The sequence below is a fragment of the Halomonas sp. TH-94 genome (assembly GCF_057473365.1).
Genome location: NZ_JBYCKL010000016.1, coordinates 1 through 20,409 on the forward strand (window position 1 = coordinate 1; position 20,409 = coordinate 20,409).

Annotated in this window: 15 protein-coding genes, 1 pseudogene and 1 riboswitch; of the genes and pseudogenes, 9 read left to right on the forward strand and 7 right to left on the reverse strand. The window is 64.9% G+C overall.

All coding sequences use genetic code 11. The annotated features are described in order from the left end of the window. The 4 genes and pseudogenes from AC2VNO_RS02805 to AC2VNO_RS02820 form a co-directional block, all read right to left on the reverse strand. A pseudogene (locus AC2VNO_RS02805) lies at positions 1-167 on the reverse strand (acyl-CoA synthetase); the annotation flags it as partial. An 87-nt stretch (positions 168-254) separates the two neighbouring features. Beyond that, positions 255-2,033 carry an acyl-CoA dehydrogenase gene (locus tag AC2VNO_RS02810; protein WP_486932716.1) on the reverse strand — a complete coding sequence of 593 codons (1,779 nt, stop codon included), beginning with the start codon at positions 2,031-2,033 and terminating at the stop codon, positions 255-257. Between the two features lie 158 nt (positions 2,034-2,191). Then, on the reverse strand, positions 2,192-3,604 hold the full coding sequence (locus tag AC2VNO_RS02815; protein ID WP_486932717.1) for an MFS transporter: 1,413 nt from the start codon (positions 3,602-3,604) through the stop codon (positions 2,192-2,194). A gap of 246 nt (positions 3,605-3,850) precedes the next feature. Continuing rightward, a complete protein-coding gene (locus AC2VNO_RS02820) occupies positions 3,851-4,486 on the reverse strand; it encodes a class I SAM-dependent methyltransferase (protein ID WP_486932718.1) in 636 nt (211 codons plus the stop codon). A gap of 54 nt (positions 4,487-4,540) precedes the next feature. On the opposite strand from AC2VNO_RS02820, the gene AC2VNO_RS02825 reads away from it, so the two are divergent. From AC2VNO_RS02825 to AC2VNO_RS02855, 7 genes are all read left to right on the forward strand, one after another. After that, entirely contained in the window at positions 4,541-4,933 is a 393-nt protein-coding gene (locus AC2VNO_RS02825) for a VOC family protein (protein ID WP_228575644.1), read from the forward strand. Positions 4,934-5,000: 67 nt separating this feature from the next. Further along, the gene (locus AC2VNO_RS02830; RefSeq protein ID WP_486932719.1) at positions 5,001-5,375 is read left to right on the forward strand and encodes a DUF4870 family protein; all 375 of its coding nucleotides are present in this window, start codon (positions 5,001-5,003) and stop codon (positions 5,373-5,375) included. Between the two features lie 4 nt (positions 5,376-5,379). Then, a complete protein-coding gene (locus tag AC2VNO_RS02835) occupies positions 5,380-6,309 on the forward strand; it encodes a lysophospholipid acyltransferase family protein (RefSeq protein WP_486932720.1) in 930 nt (309 codons plus the stop codon). Between the two features lie 57 nt (positions 6,310-6,366). Further along, the gene (locus AC2VNO_RS02840) at positions 6,367-9,759 is read left to right on the forward strand and encodes a translocation/assembly module TamB domain-containing protein (RefSeq protein ID WP_486932721.1); all 3,393 of its coding nucleotides are present in this window, start codon (positions 6,367-6,369) and stop codon (positions 9,757-9,759) included. A gap of 52 nt (positions 9,760-9,811) precedes the next feature. After that, a riboswitch (TPP riboswitch) is annotated at positions 9,812-9,961 on the forward strand. Positions 9,962-10,044: 83 nt separating this feature from the next. Then, positions 10,045-10,713 (forward strand): thiaminase II, encoded by a 669-nt coding sequence (gene tenA / locus AC2VNO_RS02845; protein ID WP_486932722.1) that lies wholly within the window; start codon positions 10,045-10,047, stop codon positions 10,711-10,713. A 36-nt stretch (positions 10,714-10,749) separates the two neighbouring features. After that, positions 10,750-12,639: a phosphomethylpyrimidine synthase ThiC gene (thiC, locus tag AC2VNO_RS02850; protein WP_486932723.1), complete on the forward strand. Its 1,890-nt coding sequence runs from the start codon at positions 10,750-10,752 to the stop codon at positions 12,637-12,639. Positions 12,640-12,763: 124 nt separating this feature from the next. Continuing rightward, positions 12,764-14,014, forward strand: coding sequence for a PDDEXK family nuclease (locus AC2VNO_RS02855; RefSeq protein ID WP_486932724.1), 1,251 nt, complete (start codon positions 12,764-12,766; stop codon positions 14,012-14,014). Positions 14,015-14,092: 78 nt separating this feature from the next. Here the strand turns inward: AC2VNO_RS02855 and AC2VNO_RS02860 are convergent, their stop codons facing one another. Both AC2VNO_RS02860 and AC2VNO_RS02865 read right to left on the reverse strand, forming a co-directional pair. Next, positions 14,093-14,722, reverse strand: coding sequence for a porin family protein (locus AC2VNO_RS02860; RefSeq protein WP_486932725.1), 630 nt, complete (start codon positions 14,720-14,722; stop codon positions 14,093-14,095). A gap of 127 nt (positions 14,723-14,849) precedes the next feature. Continuing rightward, a complete protein-coding gene (locus tag AC2VNO_RS02865; RefSeq protein WP_486932726.1) occupies positions 14,850-15,770 on the reverse strand; it encodes a DMT family transporter in 921 nt (306 codons plus the stop codon). A 139-nt stretch (positions 15,771-15,909) separates the two neighbouring features. Between AC2VNO_RS02865 and AC2VNO_RS02870 the strand changes: the two genes are divergently transcribed. Together AC2VNO_RS02870 and pta are read left to right on the forward strand one after the other, a co-directional pair. Next, on the forward strand, positions 15,910-17,088 hold the full coding sequence (locus AC2VNO_RS02870) for an acetate/propionate family kinase (protein WP_486932727.1): 1,179 nt from the start codon (positions 15,910-15,912) through the stop codon (positions 17,086-17,088). Then, entirely contained in the window at positions 17,085-19,259 is a 2,175-nt protein-coding gene (gene pta, locus AC2VNO_RS02875) for a phosphate acetyltransferase (protein ID WP_486932728.1), read from the forward strand. Before AC2VNO_RS02870 ends, pta begins: the two co-directional genes overlap by 4 nt. Here pta and thiO read toward each other — a convergent pair. After that, positions 19,247-20,386, reverse strand: coding sequence for a glycine oxidase ThiO (gene thiO, locus AC2VNO_RS02880; RefSeq protein ID WP_486932729.1), 1,140 nt, complete (start codon positions 20,384-20,386; stop codon positions 19,247-19,249). The genes pta and thiO overlap by 13 nt on opposite strands. Positions 20,387-20,409 lie beyond the last annotated feature (23 nt).

The following is a 20,409-nucleotide window of genomic DNA, read 5'->3' on the forward strand; positions in this document are numbered from 1 at the left end:
CGGCAACGTGACCAGGTTTCGCCCCAGCTGCGGCGGATGTCGCCATGCACTACCGCCGGGTAGTCAGGGTAGATGGTGGCGCTACGCTCGATGAAGGTCAGAGGCGACAGCGGCACATGGTTGGCCTGGGTCTTGGGCAGGCCTTGTTCGAAAATGCTGTTTTTCATGGTGGGCTCCGAGTGAATGTCGTTTTTAAAGTTAGACGGCTATAACGCATCGGCCGCCAGTGGCAGCCGATGTGGATATGGATGAAGTCAGAGCAGCGCAACCTCGTAATCCGCCAGGCTGGCCATGCCCGCTTCGATGACGCTGCGGTTGGCGCGGCCGACCGGCAGCCACTGGCGCAGGGCGAAGTCGGCCGCAGCCAGCTTGGCCTGATAGAAGGGCTCGCTGCTACCGCCCGCTTGAGCGGCACGGGCCTTGAGCGCTGCCCGTCCCATCTGCCAGGCGCACAGCACGTGGCCGGCCAGGCTCAGGAAGGGCGTGGCGTAGGCCTGAATGGCATCGGTGCCCCGCTCCGGATCACGGCTCGCTTCGAGCACGACCTGCATGGCGGCTTCCAGGTCGGCAGCGCCGGCAGCGAGGCTTTCCCCCATGGCGGCAAACTCACCGATCTGGCGCAGTTCGCTGGCCGTGGCGTCGACCTCTTCGATCAAACCGGCCAGTGCCGCGCCGCCATCGCGGGAAAGCTTGCGCCCGGCCAGGTCGAGGGCCTGTATGCCGTTGGTGCCTTCATAAATGGGCGCGATGCGAGCGTCACGCAGCAGTTGCGCGGCACCGGTCTCCTCGATGAAGCCCATGCCGCCGTGGACCTGCACACCCATGGAAGCGATGTCCACGGCTTGATCGGTGGAGAACCCCTTGACCACGGGTATCAGCACATCGGCCCGGGCCTGGGCGACGTCTCGCTCCCCAGCGCCGCCATGACGCGCCACATCGAGCTGGGCCGCACAGTAGAGGGCCAGCGCCCTCAGCGCATCGGTGCGGGCGCGCATCGAAAGCAGCATGCGGCGCACGTCGAGATGTTCACTGATGGTGGCCTCGGCGCCCCGCGCCTTGCCCTGCACACGGTCCAGCGCATAGGCGAAGGCGTGCTGGCAGGCGCGTTCGGCCACGCCGATGCCCTGCACGCCGACCTTGTGGCGCGCCTCGTTCATCATGGTGAACATGTGATTTAGGCCACGCCCCTCTTCGCCCACCAGATAACCGATGGCGCCATCGCCCTCGCCGAAGCTCAGGGTGCAGGTTGGCGAGCCGTGTATACCCAGCTTGTGCTCGATGGAGGCGCAGGTAACGTCATTGCGCTCACCCAGCGAACCGTCGGCGTTGACCAGGAATTTGGGCACCAGGAACAGCGAGATTCCCTTGTTACCCTCGGGCGCATCGGGCTTGCGCGCCAATACCAGGTGAATGATGTTCTCGCTGGCATCGTGCTCGCCCCAGGTGATGAAGATCTTCTGGCCGTATAGGCGATAGTGATTCTCCTCGGGAACGGCGCGGGTACGCACCTTCGAAAGATCGGAGCCGGCCTGGGGTTCGGTGAGATTCATGGTGCCGGTCCAGCTGCCCTCGACCAGCTTGGGCAGGTAGATTTCCTTGAGTGCATCACTTCCGTGGTGGGCCAGCGCCTCGATGGCCCCGGCGGTCAGCATGGGGCACAGCCCGAGCGCCATGTTGGCCCCGTGCAGCATTTCCTGCACGCTGCTGGCCACCACTTCGGGCAGCCCCTGTCCACCCAGCGCCTGGGACACGCCGATGCCGTTCCAGCCGCCTTCCACATAGGCCTGGTAGGCCTCGGCGAAGCCGTCCGGCAGGCTCACGCCGCCGTCTTCACGCCGCACGCAGCCCTGGCGGTCGCCACTGGCATTGAGCGGCCCCCAAACCTCGCCGGCCAGCTTGGCTGCCTCCTCGAGCACCGCCTCGACCAGGTCGGGGCTGGCGTCCTCGAAGCCGGGAAGGTCGAGCGAACGGTATTCGAGCAGTTCCTCGAGTACGAAGCGAAGGTCACGCACGGGGGCAACGAAGGGAAACATAGGGCACCTCGGGAAAATGATAGCAGCGATAGTAGATGTACTACTTTTCGTTAACCATTATCCCTAGGTCTCAGCCCGCTAGCCATCTTCTCGTGGCTTGCCGGCAAAGAAAATGCCCGATGCAGGCGGCCCCGCATCGGGCATTGGAGAAAACTCGCTCAGCGCGTCGAGTCGCTACCAAGCGGCTCCTTTTCGCGTGGCTGCTCGGCCGGGATGTCGTCTTCTCCATGGTAGAAGACGATGTGCGGTTCATCCTGCGGGGGCGGGCCGACCAAGGGCTCAGCCACCTCAATGTCCGGCACGACCTGGGAAAGATCCTCCACGTGTTCGTGCTCTATGGCCCCCTGCATCAGCTCTTCGGTGACGGTGAGCTCGGCACCCACCGGCGACATCGGCGTATTGGGTGAGAACCGTGCCACCGGCATCGGTGCCGGACGCACACTGCGTCGCCACGTAAAGAAAACCACCAGGAACAGACCCAGTGCGCCGAAGGCCCAGAACAGCCCTGCATCGCCCATCACCGCCATGACCGGCGAGACCAGCGGGGGGCTCAAGGTAGAACCGATAGCATTGATCAACAGTAGCCCTTGGCTCATGCGCACCAGGGCACCGGCCGGGGCACGGTCGGCGGCGTGACTCACCGCAACCGGGTAGAGCGCGAAGACCCCACCGCCGAGCAGGAACAGCAGGGCCGCCAACAGCCAGGTGGACAGCGGCAGCAGCAGCATGCCGGCCGATATCAAGGCACAGAAGGCACCTATCATGATCAGCACGATCTGGCGGTCGTGGCGGTCCGACCAGCGCCCCAGGGGGTACTGCAACAGCATGGCCCCGAGCACGACCACCGCCATCATCTGACCCACCTGACCCACCGAAAGGCCTATGCGTTGCAGGTAGAGAGGCAACAGCGTATAGACGGCGGCCACCGCCAGGCCCGAACCGAAGCTCCCCATTACCCCGGTCGGGGTCATGGTGATGAGCCGCATCGGCGAGAGTGGTTCGGCGTGCTCGATAAGCGGCGACACTCGCGGAATCATCGCCATGGGCAGTACCGACAGCGAGGCCAGCATACCTATGACGAGGAAAGGAGCGGTTTCGCCCATGGCATCGGTCACGCCCAGCAGCAGCTGGCCGATTACGCCCGCGGCGTACAGAGAGATCATGTAAAGGGCAAGCAGCCGGCCGCGCACTTTTTGGTCGCCCGAGGTGAGCAGCCAGCTTTCGATGACCAGATAAACCCCCACGGTGGCCCAGCCGCCGATCAGACGCAGACCGAACCAGGCCCAGGGGTCGAAGAACAACGCCTGCAGCAGCACCGTTACCGCCACCAGCGAAGCGAAGCTGCCGTAGGCACGAATATGACCGATACGCAGCAACAAGCGATCGTTGAACATCGCGCCCAGTGCCAGGCCGATGAAGTAGGCCGAGGAAACCCAGCCGATGACTACCGGCGACTCGCCTGCCGCGTCCAGCCGCAGGGTGATCAGCGTGGCCAGAAAGCCGTTACCGATACCTAGAATGAAAAGACCCAGCAGGGGAGCCAGGGCCATGGACAACAGTTGCCGCGACATGAACGCGCCTCTCGACAGCAGGGGAAACAGGCAAAGGGAGAAAGATGGCAGAAAACGCCGTGGAACGCTGCCCCCCGGCTCCTGCTTCGCAGTGAAAACGGCCAACGCTCGGGCAAGGCGCGCGAATCATACGCCCCATTGCGATAGTGTCAAATGCCAATTCGCGCTGGCGGGCAATGATCAGAACAAAGCACCACCATCATCATGAAAAAAAGCAAAACCCACTAACACTGCTCACTGCCGGCCTCAGCGCTTCTGTAACAGGGCCACGTCGGCGGCGGGAAACTCGACCCTCATGCCCAGGTGATCGGCCAACCATTCGAAGCTCGCCTCGCTGAAGAAGCACACGTGGGTGGGATCGAGAATGTAGTGCCACCGGGCAAAATCCTCTTCGCTGGTCATACGCTTGGTCATCAGCCCCAGCCAACCGCCACCGGGTAGCAGCTTCGCAAGGCGCTCGAGCTCGTGCCCAGGCGCGAACAGGTGTTCCACCACCTCGGTAGCGGTAATAAAGGCGTAGTGACGCGCCAGCACGGCGGGGTCCGGCGCATAGTAGGGATCGTAGATTGTCATGGGATGCCCTGCTTCCTCGAACATGACCGACAGGGTCGGGCCAGGGCCGGCACCGAAGTCCAGGCCAGGGGCGCCCGGTGACAATCGCTGGCGCAGCGGGTCGAACAGTCGGGAGAGGAAACGGCGATAGCCTGGATCATCGGGATGATTCTCGTGCTGATCGTATACTGCCTTCTCCTGCTCGGGCGTTAGCCGCTGCTCCGGTGGCACGAAGGCCAGCCGGCACCGCTCGCAGCGGTAGTAGTCGCGCCGCGCATCGCAGTGAAAATGGCGTGAATGGGGGCTAGCGCATAGCGGGCAGGTCGGCATCGTCGTATCCTTCTGGCCTGACGAAAAAAACACATCACAACGAGGAGGCCGGCAATGCTGTCAGGTCTGGACCACATGGTCATTACCGTGACCGACATTTCCCGCGCCGTGGATTTCTATTCTCGCGTACTCGGGCTCGAGGTGCGCTACCGGGATCGCGAACGGGTCGACCTGATGCTCGACGATATGGCGCTGCGTCTGCACTGGACCGCGACCGACATCGAACCGCGTGCCGCCACCCCCACGCCGGGCAGCCTCGACTTGTGCCTGCGCAGCCTGCTGCCGCTGGACGAAGTGCAGCGGCATCTGGAGGCGCTGGACATAGAGGTCGAACTCGGGCCGGTCTCTCGCCAGGGTGCCAACGGCCCCATCGAATCGCTCTATCTGCGCGACCCCGACGGCAACCTGCTGGAGATCAGCCGGCCTCTCAAGGAAGCGACAGAATGATACCCGCTCTGGCAATGACGCTCATGAGCAGTATCATTGGAGCAAACCGTGACCGACTGGATGGCTCATGAACGATAGTCCCGATAGCCGAAGCGTCATCGAACCGGGCGGAAAGCCCGATATTACCCTGCCTATCGTCGTCTACGCCCTGTTTCTGGCAGGCGTCGTCAGCGGCGGCCTCACCGCGCTGGTCGGCGTCGTGATCGCCTATGTGTACCGCGGTAAAGGGCCGCACTGGTTCGATGAGCACTATCGCTACCAGATCCGCACCTTCTGGCTCTCGATGCTCTACTTCGCCGTTTCCGGTGTGCTGACCCTGGTGATAATCGGCTTCGTGACCTGGCTGCTGGCCGTGATCTGGCTGGTCGTGCGCTGCGTCAAGGGTATCAAGCGGCTGCAGGAGCACCGCGAGCCCGACAATGTAGATGCCTGGCTGATCTGAGTCCATGAGCGAAACGCAACCCCGTACCGCTACCCTGCAGGGACGTGCCATCGCCACTTTGTGGCGCACTCTGGCTGGCCGCCGTCTCGGCATGCTCTGGCGCCTGGCGCGCATTTCCGGCCCGCTGGTGTACCGTTTAAGCCGACGCGAGCGCGAGGTCACCGAGATCAACCTTGCCAAGGTCTACCCCGATCAGGCCGCGGCCAAACGCCGCCAGTTGGCCCGGGAGAGCTTGACCCACTCCACCGCCACCATGCTGGAACTGGGATTCGCCTGGATGGGCGAGCCGCAGCGGGTCGAAGACTCGATTCTGGAGATCCACGGCCGCGAACTGCTCGATGAGGCCCGTACCGAGGGGCGTGGGGTGATCGTGCTGGCGCCACACTTCGGCAATTGGGAGGTGCTCAACTTCTGGCTTTCCAGCCACTTCCCCTTCACCGCCATGTACGAGCCGCCCAAGATCGCCGAACTCGACCCGGTGATTCGCCAGGGCCGCGAGCGTATGGGCGCTAGCCTGGTACCGACCAACCCGCGCGGTGTCGCCGCCCTGCTCAAGGCGCTCAAGCGCAGCGAAGCAGTGGGAATTCTGCCCGACCAGGAGCCCAACTGGGGCAGCGGCGTGTTCGCGCCCTTCTATCACCGTCTGGCCTACACGGCGACCCTGCTGCCCAAGCTGGTGGCCCGCACCGATGCCCGCGTGGTGACCGGCGTGGCCCGGCGCATCCCCGGACGCGGCTTTGCCATTCATTTCCTCGCCGCCGACGAACGGGTCTATGCCGCCGACGAGGAGCAATCGGCTACCGGCGTTAACGCCTGCGTGCAAGAAGCCATCGCCCTGGACCCTGCCCAGTACCAATGGGAATACAAGCGCTACCGCAAGGTGATCGAGGAGCAACAGGGCGTGCCGAACCACCGGGAGTTTCGGCTCTACTGAACGCCGCCACCTCTCGTAAGCAGGAGGGTAAATGCCACAAGGATATGGCAGCCAGTCATGACCCGCCCCACGCCGCTCAAACTGCTGGCATGGCTCTTACTGTCCCTGGCGCTGCTCTACGCGCTCTATCTCGTCACCGCCAATCTTCTGCTCAATAGCCATTGGGGACGCGCTCAGCTCGACCGCACGCCGCGACTCACACTGGAATGGAAGCGCGCCTGGACACTCTTCCCGGGTCACCTGCAGGTGACCCATCTGCAGTTTGTCGGGAGCACCGCCGAACGACGCTTCGCGCTGAATGCCGAGCGTGCCACGCTAAGCTTCGCCCTCGCTCCGCTGCTCGACAGGGAGATTCGGATTCGCGATCTCGAGGCGGTGGAGATCCGTCATGCGAGCCTCGATGAGTACCGTCTGCAGGGCAGCGGCACGCTGCATCTGGCTGGATTTTACTGGGATACCGGCGAGCTGGGTGTCGAAAGTGCGACCTTGCAGCTGCAAGGCGGCACGGTGCAGCACGGCGACACATCGCTGGTGGAAGGCGTGGCGCTTGACGCCAGCCTGAACCTCGCGCCGCTGAGGCTGGCCGAGCATCCCGGCGCCGAGGCGACCCGCTTCGTCTCGGGCACCCTGTCCCTGGCCGGGCACAGCGACGCCTATGATGTCTTCAATCCCTACCTTGCCGCCTTGGGCTGGCTCGAAATCGACGGACGCGGCGATCTGACAGGCGAGATCGCCATCGAACGCGGCGAAGTGCAGCCGGGCAGCCGTCTGCGCCTGGACTCCCCTCGCCTGAGCGTGCGGCTCGACGAGCGCCACTGGCTGGACGCGGGCGCACTCTACCGGATCGACGGCGCCGGGACCATCGAGGTCGAAGTGGCAAAAAGCGCGCGCCTGGCCTTGGCACTCGACGGCATCGAGATGGTCGAGACGCCGCCCGAGACATTGGCCAGTGCCCCCGCCTCGCCTCGCCCGCTGCTTAGCGGCGAGGGGTTCCGGCTAGCGCTGGCGACGCCCGTGCTGCGTCTGCACGCCGCGCCGGACGAGCTGCAGCATGCCGAACTGCACTGGCGCAACGCCGAGGCTTACGACATCGCCGCCTTCGACCGTTACCTGCCGTCGCCTTTGCCGCTGACGCTGGAAGGCGGGTCGGCGCGACTGCAGGGCGGACTTGTTTATGACGCCGAGCGCGTCACCGGCGGTTTCGATCTGGCCGGTGAAGCCATCTCGGTGCGTTTCGGCGACCAACTCTTGATCGGGCGGCTCGGTCTGCACCTGCCCATCGTCGAGCTCGACCTCGAACGCGGTGCCGTGGACCTTTCCGGCACGCGCTTCGATCTGGCAGCCGCCGCCCCGGGAGAGTCGCAGCCGCTAACCACGGCGCTTGTGCTGCCCGTCGCCCGCTTCCGCTCGCCGCTGGCTTGGCGTGGAGTAGACGACGATGCCCTGATCGGCAGCCGTGCATCAGGAGGAGCGCCGTGGGAAGCATCGCTGGAACTCCGCGGTCATGTAGCCAATCTCGGCGTGCTCGACCCCTTCCTCGCCGGACTGTTCGGCGGGCGCGGCCTCGCTCTGGAGGGCGGCGGCCGCCTCGATGGCACGCTCCATGTGCGTAACGGCCAGCCGCTGACAGATAGTCATCTCGAAGTGCACTCCGAAGCGCTGGGTGCACGCTTTCTCGACTTCCACGCTCGCGGCGACGGGCGTGCGCACCTCTCACTGACCCCCGGCGAGCCCCACCCCGAGGCGAGCCTCGAGCTCGCTTTCAGCCAAGTGGACCTCACTCGCCTCGAGGATCGCCGACGGCTGTTCCAGGCAGAGCACCTCTCCCTCACTGCTGCCGCTCAGGCGAGCCCTCATGCCGAGGGTCTCGACACGGCCCAGATAGAGTGGCGCGGCGCGCGCATCCCCGACGTTACCGTGCTCAATGCCTATCTGCCCCAGGCCGCCCCGCTGCGGCTGCATGGCGGCCAGGCCGGCAGCGACGGGCAGCTTTTCGTCGCAGGAGAGCGTGTCCGGGGGCACGTCACTCTGGCGGGCGACGCCATCGACGGGCGACTGTTGGAGGAAACGTTCGAAGGCGCACTGGACGTGACTCTGGCGCTGCGCGATCTTCATCCCGCCCGCCAGCGCATCGACCTCTCCGGCAGCCGAATGGAGCTCAACGCCTCGGCCAATGACGGAGAGCCGCTGCGCACGCTGGTGGTGGCCCGCCAGGCGAGTCTCCAGGGCGGCTTCGACTGGCCCGGCAGCGAGGCGCCGCGCAGGCCCCTTTCCGGCACGCTACGGCTGGACGCCCTGCTCGACCGGCTCGGCTTTCTCAATGCCTTTCTACCTGAGGAGCACGGTCTGGCGATCCAGGGCGGCGGCCGGCTAAGCGCCGACCTGCAATTCGCGGATGGCGCGCCTGCGCCCGGCAGTCAGTTGCACGTGCATTCCGACCGCCTCGCCGCAAGGTTCCTGCACTACGAAGCCTTCGGCGACGGCTCGCTAACGGTGGAAGTGGCCGACCCCGGGGCGGAGCTCAGCCTCTCCCTGCCCCGCTTCGGCCTGCGCCGACAGACGGACGACGGCGCGCTGATAGAAGGGCGCTCGCTTGAAATTCACAGCCGAGCACAACACTTCGACCTGCCGGAAGGCCTGCGCACCCTGCACACGCGTATCGACATGCCCCACCTCATGGTGCCGGACCTCGCATCCCTGAACGATTACCTGCCTCCGGGTGGCGGTATCGCCCTGCTTTCCGGCCAGGCGCGAATCGCCACTCATCTGCAGCTGGAGGGCATGCACGCCACAGGCCGCCTGGAGCTGCACGCTCCCGACGCCCGCCTCGTCCTGCACGAGCAGACGCTCGACGGCACGCTGCACCTGGATGCCCGGCTCACCGATGGCGATCTGGACACGCTCGTTTTCGATGTTGCCGGCTCGCAGCTCAGCCTGACCGACGTGCGTCTGACTGACGCCAGTGGCAGCCTCACTCACGGCTGGTGGGCGCGGCTCACGCTGCCCGAGGGGCACATGCGCTGGGAGGCGCCGCTGGAACTCGACGCCCGGCTCGAGCTGGCGATGCGCGACAGCGGCCTGTTGGTCAATCTGTTCGTGGACGCCGCCCGGGAGCGGCGCTGGCTGCGTGACAGACTCACTCTCGGCGAGGTGCACGGTGAGGTGCGAGTCATGTTCGATGACGACACCGTACGGCTGGAGAATCTCGCCGTTGAAGCCGGTGGAAGACTGGAACTGCTGGCCAATCTCGCGCTGCGCGATTCACAGCTCGCCGGTCGCGCTTTCGCACGCTTCGGGCCGCTGCGGCTGGGTATCGAAGTCGCAGACGGCAGGCGCCGCTGGCAGCTGCGCAACGCCCGGGAATGGTACGCAAGCGGCCAGCCGGCAAGCGAACTGGTGCTGCCCGAGAACACGGCCTGGTTCGAACGGCTCGACACCCAGCATGATTGAAGCAAGTGAGACGGATGACTGGAAAGAGCGCGTCGACCTGCTAGACTGACCCGAACGCTTGACGGGGTGCCGGTGGAACCGGCTGAGATCGCTATACGGCTTGCTTGGTTCGAACCTGTCGTTCGAATGAGCTGTCGTCACGGCGGGGCCCGTAGAACCTGATCCGGCTCGTACCGGCGTAGGGATCAAGCGGTGGCCCCTTGCGGCAACCTGCCGTCGCCTGACCCCGGTCACCCCTTCCTTCCTCCCGCTCACACTCCGGATCCGTTCACACCCGGAGGCAAGATGAGCTATCGCTTCACCGACCTGAGCCGCGCCTGCCAAGACGACTGGCGCGCCTACATCGAGCACGATTTCGTCCGCGGCCTGGGTGACGGCACTCTAGCCGAAGGCGCCTTTCGCCACTACCTGCAGCAGGACTACCTGTTTCTGATCCACTTCGCCCGCGCCTATGCGCTGGCCGCCTACAAGAGCCGCACCCTGGCCGATCTGCGCCAGGCCCACGAGGGGCTCAAGGCCATCGTCGACGTGGAACTGGGCCTGCACGTGGGTTACTGCCGCGAGTGGGGCATCACTGAGTCGCAACTGGCCGCGCTACCCGAGGCGCGGGCCACCATGGCCTATACCCGCTACGTGCTGGATACCGGTAACCGCGGCGACCTGCTAGATCTGCATGTGGCACTTGCCCCTTGCCTGGTGGGCTACGGCGAGATCGCCAACTGGCTGAACGCCCAAGACTCCACCGTACGCGGCGACGCCAACCCCTATGACGCCTGGATCGCCATGTATGAGAGCGAGGAGTTCCAGGCCGCCATGCGCGCCGAGCTCGAATGGCTCGACACCCGACTGGCCGACGTCACGCCGGCACGCTTCACCGAACTGGCCGAGGTGTTTCGCGACGCCACTCGGCTCGAGATCGATTTCTGGCAGATGGGGCTCGACCGCAGCCTCTAAGCTTTCCCACGACAACAAACGCATCAAGGATTATCCATGAGCAAGACTGCCCACTTCCTCGCCGAATCTGCCAAGGTCGACGAGGCCGCCATCAAGCCGCTCCCCGGGTCGCGCAAGGTGCATGTCGAGGGTTCGCGCCCCGACATCCGCGTACCCTTCCGCGAGATATCGCTGTCGCCGACCCGCACCTCCGGTGCCGACGAGGAGAACCCGCCGCTGCTGGTCTACGATACTTCCGGCCCCTATACCGACCCTCACGCTGGAATCGACCTGCGTCGCGGCCTGCCCGAACTGCGCCGTGCCTGGATCGAGGAGCGCGGCGACACCGAATTCCTCGACGGCCCCACCAGCGAGTACGGCCGGCGTCGTGCCAACGACCCGACGCTGGCCCAACTGCGCTTCGACCTGACCCGCACGCCCCGCCGCGCCAAGGCCGGCAAGAACGTCACCCAGCTGCACTACGCCCGGCAGGGCATCGTCACGCCGGAAATGGAATTCATCGCCATCCGCGAGAACCAGCGTCGCCAGGCCTTGGGCACTGAGGAAGTGGAGCGCATCCTCGGCCATCAGCATCCGGGCCAGGGCTTCGGTGCCCACCTGCCGGAGGAGATCACGCCCGAATTCGTGCGTGCCGAAGTGGCCGCCGGCCGAGCGATCATCCCCTGCAACATCAATCATCCGGAAACGGAGCCGATGATCATCGGTCGCAACTTCCTGGTGAAGATCAACGGCAACCTGGGCAACTCGGCGGTAACCTCTTCCATCGAAGAAGAAGTCGACAAGATGACCTGGGGCATTCGCTGGGGCGCGGACACCATCATGGATCTCTCCACCGGCCAGAACATTCATGAGACCCGCGAGTGGATCATCCGCAACTCGCCGGTGCCGATCGGCACGGTGCCGATCTACCAGGCGCTGGAGAAGGTCAACGGAGTGGCCGAAAACCTCACCTGGGAGGTCTTCCGCGACACTCTGATCGAGCAGGCCGAACAGGGCGTGGACTACTTCACCATTCACGCCGGCGTGCTGTTGCGCTACGTACCGCTGACCGCCAAGCGAGTTACCGGCATCGTCTCCCGGGGCGGTTCGATCATGGCCAAGTGGTGCCTCTACCATCATCAGGAGAGCTTCCTCTACACCCACTTCGAGGAAATCTGCGAAATCTGCAAGCAGTACGATGTCGCCTTTTCGCTGGGTGACGGCCTGCGCCCGGGATCGGTTGCCGATGCCAACGACGAGGCCCAGATGGCCGAGCTCAAGACTCTGGGCGAATTGACCCACATCGCCTGGAAGCATGACGTGCAGGTGATGATCGAAGGCCCCGGACACGTGCCCATGCACCTGGTGAAGGAGAACATGGACAAGCAGCTGGAGTACTGCGACGAGGCCCCCTTCTATACCCTCGGGCCGCTGGTCACCGACATCGCCCCGGGGTACGACCACATCACCTCCGGTATCGGTGCGGCGATGATCGGCTGGTACGGCTGCGCCATGCTCTGCTACGTCACCCCCAAGGAGCACCTCGGCCTGCCCAACAAGGATGACGTCAAGACCGGCATCATCACCTACAAGATCGCCGCCCATGCTGCAGATCTTGCGAAAGGTCACCCAGCCGCCCAGCGACGCGACAATGCCCTTTCCAAGGCGCGCTTCGAATTCCGCTGGGAAGATCAGTTCAACCTCGGCCTCGACCCCGACACTGCTCGCGAGTACCACGACGAGACGCTGCCCAAGGACTCCGCCAAGGTGGCCCACTTCTGCTCCATGTGCGGGCCCAAGTTCTGCTCCATGAAGATCAGCCAGGAAGTGCGCGACTATGCGAGTGAACACGGGCTGAACGGCGACCAGGAAGCCGTCATGAAAGGCATGGAGGAGCAGGCGGAGAAGTTCCGCAAGGAAGGGGCGGAACTCTATAAGGAGGTGTGAGCCAGCCTAGTGAGCGAAACGCCGGCCAAGCGCCGGCGTTTTTTTGCTCACGTGGGAGACATCAGGGAACGCTGAGATGTAGCCTGTAGAAATCTGCCAGGAAAAGCGCGGAGAGAGCGAGCCCATGCCACACCTGCACGTCGCGCTGGTGACCGAGCGCCCCGAGATAAGTCTGATTCCGATCCTTCAGCTGCGCCCCCAGCGAGTCGTGCTGGTACCTTGCCAGGCGACGCCACAGGCCGCCGAACGCCTGGCAATACTGCTGCGCCATGAAATGCCCGCTGCAACGCATGTCGACGTCAAACCGGGCTTTGCCTCGGAGAATCCGCAGCTCTGCGCCGAATATGCCAATGCGCTGGCCGATGAACTGTATCGCCAGCAGTTCGATGAGCCGCACCTCTCGGTATCGTTGGATACGGGAGGCTGCACGACGCTCACGGCTCTGCTGTTTCACCAGGCCATGCAGCGTTGCTCGGCCGACTGGCTTTATACCGATGCGCAGGCAGGCTTGCTGTATCGACTGGCCAGCGACAGCCCAGACATGCCACCCGAAACGACTGCCATCGAACCGGTGCTGAATGTCGACCGCTACCTGCAGGCCAATGGCCGCAAGCGGGTTCGCGCCCTCTCCGACAAGGCGCCTTGGCGTGAGAAGAGCCAGCGGCGCAAGAGCCTCACGACCTACCTCGCTCATCATGCCGACCGGCTGGCAGGCCTGCTCGGCGAGCTTCACGACATCGTTCACGGCAGCGATGGGGTGCTTGCGCCACCCGGCCCGCGCTCGAAAGCTCGCCTGCGCCAAGGCGGTGAATGCCAGCATCTGCTGGCAACGCCGGGCTTTCCTGCCACCGACGCGTTGAACGCCCTCGATGATGCTCAGCTGCTGCAGTGGTCGAGCGACGCCCCTACGAAAATCATCATCGATGATCTGGAAAGCGCACTTTACCTGGGTGGCGGCTGGCTGACGGAGTTCACCTGGCTCAGTGCCCAGGAGGCAGGGCTCACCCAGATGTGCAGCGGGGCCCATGTTCTCGATCTGAGCGTGCAGCACAATGCCGAGCCCGTGGTATCCGATTGCCTGGCGGTCGAGTGCAATCAGTTGCTGTTCGTGGAGTGGCTCATCGCCCGCCCGGGTGGCGAAGCCTGCATCGAGCAGGGTCTGAAGCGGCTGCATGAGATACTCGCCCACTCCGCCGGCCTGCATGCTTCACGCGTGCTGCTTGCCTGCGGCGAGTTCGACAAGGCCAGCCAACGGCTAACCGAGCTTCAACGTCTGCAGGGCTATCAGGTTGAGGTCGTGGAGAGTGCGGAACTCAAGCATCTGCCCGCACTGCTGGCCAGTTGGAAGGAACAGGGGAAATGGCCCGGAGCCTGACATGGCCACCAGGCGAGACGAAGCGTCCCCGGCCTGGCCGGGGACGCTTCGCGTTCGCTGCGGTGAACTGAGTCGGCTTTAGAAGCGATAGCGCAAACCGACGCTTGCCGCATCGAAGGTGTGGTCGGAGCGATCCAGGTAGCGCATGTAGTCGGCGCCAACGGAGAAGTTGGGCGCGATGTCGAACTCGGCGCCCGCACCGTAGGAAATGCCGTCTTGGCGATCAACATCGAAGTCGACTTCGGTAATACCTGCCAGACCGTAGAGACGGAATTCCTGCGACAGCGGCACGATACCCTTACCGTAGACACCGATGAGATGGTCCAGCTCGACCGGGCCATCTGAGCCGCCGGTACCCAGGTGGGCTTCCACACCGAAGAATTCATTGAACTGGGCGCCGCCGCGCAGGCGCAGGCCGGCGGAATCGCCTGAAGGCCCGGCGTCGTTGCTGAGATCCCAGAACATGGCATCGGCGCCGATATAGCCCTGTGGATACATAGGCATCTGACCCTGATGCTGGGTGCGTGGCTGCGCCTGAGCCTGAGAGCGCTGTTGCGCTTGAACCTGGGTACCCTGCTGGGCCTGCCCCTGGGTCTGAGCCTGAGGTTGAACCTGACCTTGAGTCTGCGGTTGAGCCTGTTGTGCCTGGGCCGAGGAAGCGAATGCACCGGCCATCACGACGGCAGCGGGAACGGCTAGCAGTTTCATGTCTGCACCTCCATTAAGAAACAGTGTTTCCATACACCGGTCCTCAGTGTGGTACACAGGATTTTTCCCTGCAAGCCATTGCCACCGGGATAAGGTATCGAGTTGTAAACGACCCGTCTTTTCCAACTCAGCGCGGTGAAAGGCTGAGCGTGACGATACCCCCAAGCACGATCGCCCCGCCAATCAGCTGAATACCCGACAGCAGCTGCCCAAGCACCAGATAGCCCAGCAGCAGCGAGGCGACCGGCTCGACGTTCATCACCGGCGCATTGCGCGCCATCTCCAGCCGCGGCACGCTGATGAACAGCACCGAGAAAGCCACGCTGTAGAACAGCGCCAGCGCCGCCAGCGCTCCCCAACCCACCGGGCTTGCCGGCAGCGCCATACCACCCGGCACCAGCTGCAATGCACCGGCAACGACCATCAGCACTAGCACCGTGAGCATGGTCAACAGGCTGCGTAGAGTACTGCCCACCGCCGCCAGATGCCGCTCGGTGGTCCACAGCGCCACGGAAAAGGCCGCCGCCGCGCCCAGGCCAAAGGCGATTCCCGGCAGCCAATCTGGACCCAGCGCCTCGGGAGATGCCAGCCAGGCGGGAACGTCCAGCACTACCACGAGACCCGCCAGGATCACTGCCATGATCAGCGCGGCACGCAGCGTCGGGCGCGGCCCGCCCAGCGCCCAGGTGAGCAGCGCCAACTGGATGGGAAAGGTATTCATCAGCAGCAGCGCCACGACCACGGGGATGCGCGCCACCGCCGAGTAGAGGCACAGGCTCTGAATGGCCACCATCAGGCCGGCCAGCAATTGCCAGCGCCCGGCTCCGGGCGGGAAACGCAGCGACTTGCGCTGCCAAACGAGCAGCACCACCAATACCGCCAGCGCCGTGGTCGAGCGAACCAGTACGGCCAGCAGCACACCGGTGCCCTCGTCGAAAGCCAGACGGGCCGCCACATGATTGCTGGCGAACAGCGTCGCTACGGCGGCCAGGAGGGCAATGGCGAGATGGCGCGGGAGAAGAGCGTCAGAGCGCAACGACGTGGGCATGCCTAGGATCCGGAAGGGGGCGAGCGCATAGCATGACGAAACACGCGCTGACATGACAGAACCGGTGTCTGTACGGCCGAGCATGATAGACTAAGGTCTTACGTCTATGCTGCCCCTACAGCCTGCCACAGGAGAACGGATGGAGACTTCGGTACTGGTCATCAACTGCGGTTCCTCATCGATCAAGTACGCTCTCGTACCCAAGGATCCGGCTGGCCCGCGTTTGTCGGGGCTTGCCGAACGGCTGGGCAGCGGCGAAGCCCGCCTGAAGGGAACCGACAGCAACGGCGAGCCGTTCGAACAGCCGCTGGCGGATGCCGACCATGCTCGCGCGCTGGAAGCCATATTCGAACGCCTCGAGGGGCGTCTGCCGGTGGCAGTGGGCCATCGCATCGTGCACGGCGGCGAGCACTTCACCCGCGCCGCGTTGATCGACGACGATGTGGTAGCCGCTATCGAACAGACGGCAGCTCTGGCTCCGCTGCACAACCCCGCCAACCTGGCGGGCGTTGCCGCCACCCGGCGTCTGTTTCCCGACCTGCCCCAGGTAGCCGTGTTCGATACCGCCTTTCATCAGAGCCTGCCACCACGAGCCTACCGCTACGCCCTGCCTGAAGCGCTCTATCGCGATCATGGCATTCGTCGCTATGGCTTTCACGGTACCAGCCATGCCTATGTCAGCCGCCGCGCCGAGGCGTTGAGCGGCCTGGCGGGTGGCGGTTGGCTCACCGCTCATCTGGGCAATGGTTGCTCCACCTGCGCGGTATGGGAGGGTCAGAGCCTGGATACCAGTATGGGACTGACTCCCTTGGAAGGCGTGGCCATGGGCACCCGCAGTGGTGACGTCGACCCGGGCCTGCACGCACACCTGTCACGTCAGCTGTCATGGAGCCTCGAACGCATCGACGAAGTCCTGAATCGTGATAGCGGCCTATTGGGGCTGTCCGGACTGACCAATGACATGCGCGAGCTGGAAACCGCCGCCGCAGCGGGGCATGAAGGAGCCAGACTCGCCATCGAAGTGTTCTGCTATCGCATCGCCAAGTCGCTGGCAGCGCTCAGCTGTGCTCTACCCCGCCTGGACGGCCTGGTCTTCACCGGCGGCATCGGTGAGAACTCCGCACCGATACGCGAGCGGGTAACGGCCTTGCTGCCGCATTTCGGCTTTGAGCTGAATCGCACTATCAACAGCGAAACCATTCGTGGACGTGAAGGCCGCATCGATGCCGGCGGCCGTCAGCTGTGGGTCATTCCCACCGACGAAGAGGGTCAGATCGCCACCGAAACTCGCCAGCGACTGGAAGAGGCCACTGCATGACTCCGCATGACGTTCGTCCCCAGGTCCAGGTTCTGCTGATGGTGCCCACCGGCGTCGGGGTCGGCCTGACCTCGGCCAGCCTGGGCCTGATGCAGGCACTCGACACCATTGGTCTCAAGACCGGATTCCTCAAGCCCTTCCGCCAGGACGAACTCAACGGCCCCGGCCCCGATCGTTCCACCGCGCTTGTGAGCAGCACGCTCGGGCTGCGCCCGCCACCGCCCATCGGCCAGTCCGACATGGAACGCCTGCTGCGCCAGGATCGCATCGACGTGCTGATGGAGCAGGTCATCGAACTGTTCGATGAGGCGGTGAATAGCCAGGAGGGTGCGTCACCGGACCTGATCGTGGTGGAGGGTGTGGTGCCCACCGCCCATGGAACCTATGCCACCCAGCTCAACGCCCAGTTGGCCCATGCCCTCAATGCACGCACCATTCTGGTCGGGAGCGGTGATACCGCCGCTCCCGCAGCGCTGGCCGAGCAGCTCGACATGCACGCCAGCGCCTTCGGCGGCGTGGGCTCTGCTCGCACCCTGGGCTGTATCCTCATGCGCATGCAGAATCTTTCCGGCGCCGAAGAGCCGGCCCTGGCCGCCGGCACCAGCAATGTGATGCTCGACGACGCCTTTCTCGCCGAGTTGCGCCGGCACTCGCCGGCGCTGGCTACCGACCGCTTCCACCTGATCGGCGTGGTGCCCTACAACCCCGCGCTTATCGCCCCGCGAGTGGTCGACGTGGCGCGGGCGCTCGACGCCAAGTTTCTGCATGAGGGCGACGCCGCCAATCGCCGGGTTCTTTCCACCAGCCTGTGCGCACGCAGCGCTGCCAATGCACTGCACGCGTTCCGTCCGGGCAGCTTGATCGTCACCTCGGGAGATCGCGACGACATCGTGCTGGCCTCTGCGCTGGCCACCATGAACGGCGTGCCCATGGCCGGCGTACTGCTGACCAACGGCTTCATGCCGAACGAGAACATGATCGAGATGTGCCGTCCGGCGCTGAAGACCGGCATGCCGGTACTGGCGGTGGACACCGATAGTTTCACCACGGCCAAGAACCTGGGCAGGATGGGCAATGACATCCCCATGGACGACCTGGAGCGCGCCGAGCAGGTGACCCGCTTCGTTGCCGGCCACCTCGATCTGCAGTGGCTCAAGGACCACCTCAGCCGTGGGTTCACCCGCCGGCTGTCACCGTCGGCCTTTCGTCATCAGCTGGTCAAGCTGGCCCAGCGTGCCAACAGGCGGATCATCCTGCCCGAGGGCAGCGAGCCGCGTACCGTGGAAGCCGCTGCCATTTGTCAGCGCCGAGGGATTGCCAACTGCGTGCTGCTGGCACGCCGCGAAGAGGTCGAGGAGGTCGCTCGCAACCGCGGTATCGAGCTGCCCGAAGGGCTTGAAATTCTCGACCCCGAACGCATTCGAAGCCGCTACGTGGCGCCCATGGTGGAGCGCCGCCGCGGCAAGGTGAACGAACTGACGGCGGAAGATCAGCTGCAGGACAATGTGGTACTGGGCACCATGATGCTGCAGCTCGACGAGGTGGACGGTCTGGTGTCCGGTGCCATTCACACCACTGCCAACACCGTGCGCCCCGCCTTCCAATTGATAAAGACCTCTCCCGACTACCGCCAGGTATCGTCGATCTTCTTCATGCTGTTGCCCGAACAGGTGGTGGTCTACGGCGACTGTGCGGTGAACCCCGACCCCGACGCCGAGGCCCTGGCCGAAATCGCCATCCAGAGCGCGCGTTCCGCCCAGGCCTTCGGTATCGAGCCGCGAGTGGCCATGATCAGCTACTCCACCGGGGAGTCCGGCAGCGGTGCCGACGTCGACAAGGTGCGTCAGGCCACGCGCCTGGCCCGCGAGCTGGCGCCGGACCTGCTGATCGACGGGCCCTTGCAGTACGATGCCGCCGCCATCGAGAGCGTTGGTCGTCAGAAGGCGCCCGACTCGCCGGTGGCGGGCCGTGCCACGGTGTTCGTCTTCCCCGACCTCAACACCGGCAATACGACCTACAAGGCTGTTCAGCGCAGCGCCAGGGTGGTCAGCGTGGGGCCGATGCTGCAGGGCCTCAACAAGCCGGTCAATGATTTGTCCCGCGGCGCTCTGGTGGACGATATCGTCTTCACCATTGCGCTGACGGCCATCCAGGCCGCTCAGCGTAGCTGAGCGAATGCGATGCTGGGTCGGCCCATGCGCCGGTCCGGCCGATAGGGCGCCGGGTCGAAGGTCGTCTCGCGCTCGAGCAGCAGGTCCACCAGCAGCCGAGTCGCCGCCGGTGCCAATACCAGGCCGTTGCGGTAGTGTCCGGCATTGACGTAGAGCCCCTCGATGCCCGGCACCGCGCCGATGAAGGGGATGCCGTCCGGCGCCCCCGGGCGCAGCCCTGCCCAGTGGTGCTCCACCCGGCACTCGGCCAGTGCAGGCAGCATTGCCACCGCGCTACGCCACAGCGACTCCCGCGCCTCCTCGGTGGTGCGCTTGTCGAAGTCGGCCTGCTCCAGGGTCGAGCCGACCAGCACCCGGCCGTCGCTTCGCGGAATCAGATAGCGTCCATCGGCCAGCACCACCCGCTCGAGAAGCTGACGCCCCCCGGGCATGGGCGGCGTGGCAAACAGCATCATCTGGCCTTTCACCGGCCTCACGGGTAACGCGACGTCATGTTCGGCCAGCAGTACACCGCTCCAGGCGCCGCCGCACAGGATCACCCGGCCGGCATCGACGCGCCCTTGGGCGGTCACCACACCCAGCACACGGCCGCGCTCGATGACGAGGCGCTCTACCGGGGCGTCTTCCATGAGCGTGACGTTGGGCAACATCTCCAGCCGGGCGCGTAACGCCCGGCACAGCCGAGGGTTGCGCACGCTACCCAGGCTGGGCATCCACAGGCCGTCGCTCAGACCTTCGCACAGCCAAGGCTCCTTGGCGTAGAGGAAATCCGCATCGACCTGCTCCAGCGGCCAGCCTTGCCGCTGCGCCCAGCCACAGGCACGCTCGGCGTCGTCCACTCGCAGATAGAGCAGCCCCTTCTGGCGATACTCGATATCGATCCCGGTGGAATCCATCAGCGTGGCGGCCAACTCGGCATAGCACTGCCCTGCCCCTTGGGCGAGCCGGGACACCGGTTCACTGTAGCGCCAAGGGTATAGCGGAGAAACGATGCCGCCGCCGGCCCAGGAGGACTCCTGGCCGCAGCGCCCCCGCTCCACCAGAGTCACGCCATGCCCAGCCTCGGCCAGCTGACAGGCGCTCAGCATACCGATGACCCCGCCACCGATGATCACAAAGTCGTTCACGCAGCGCTCCGTTCAAGCCCGCA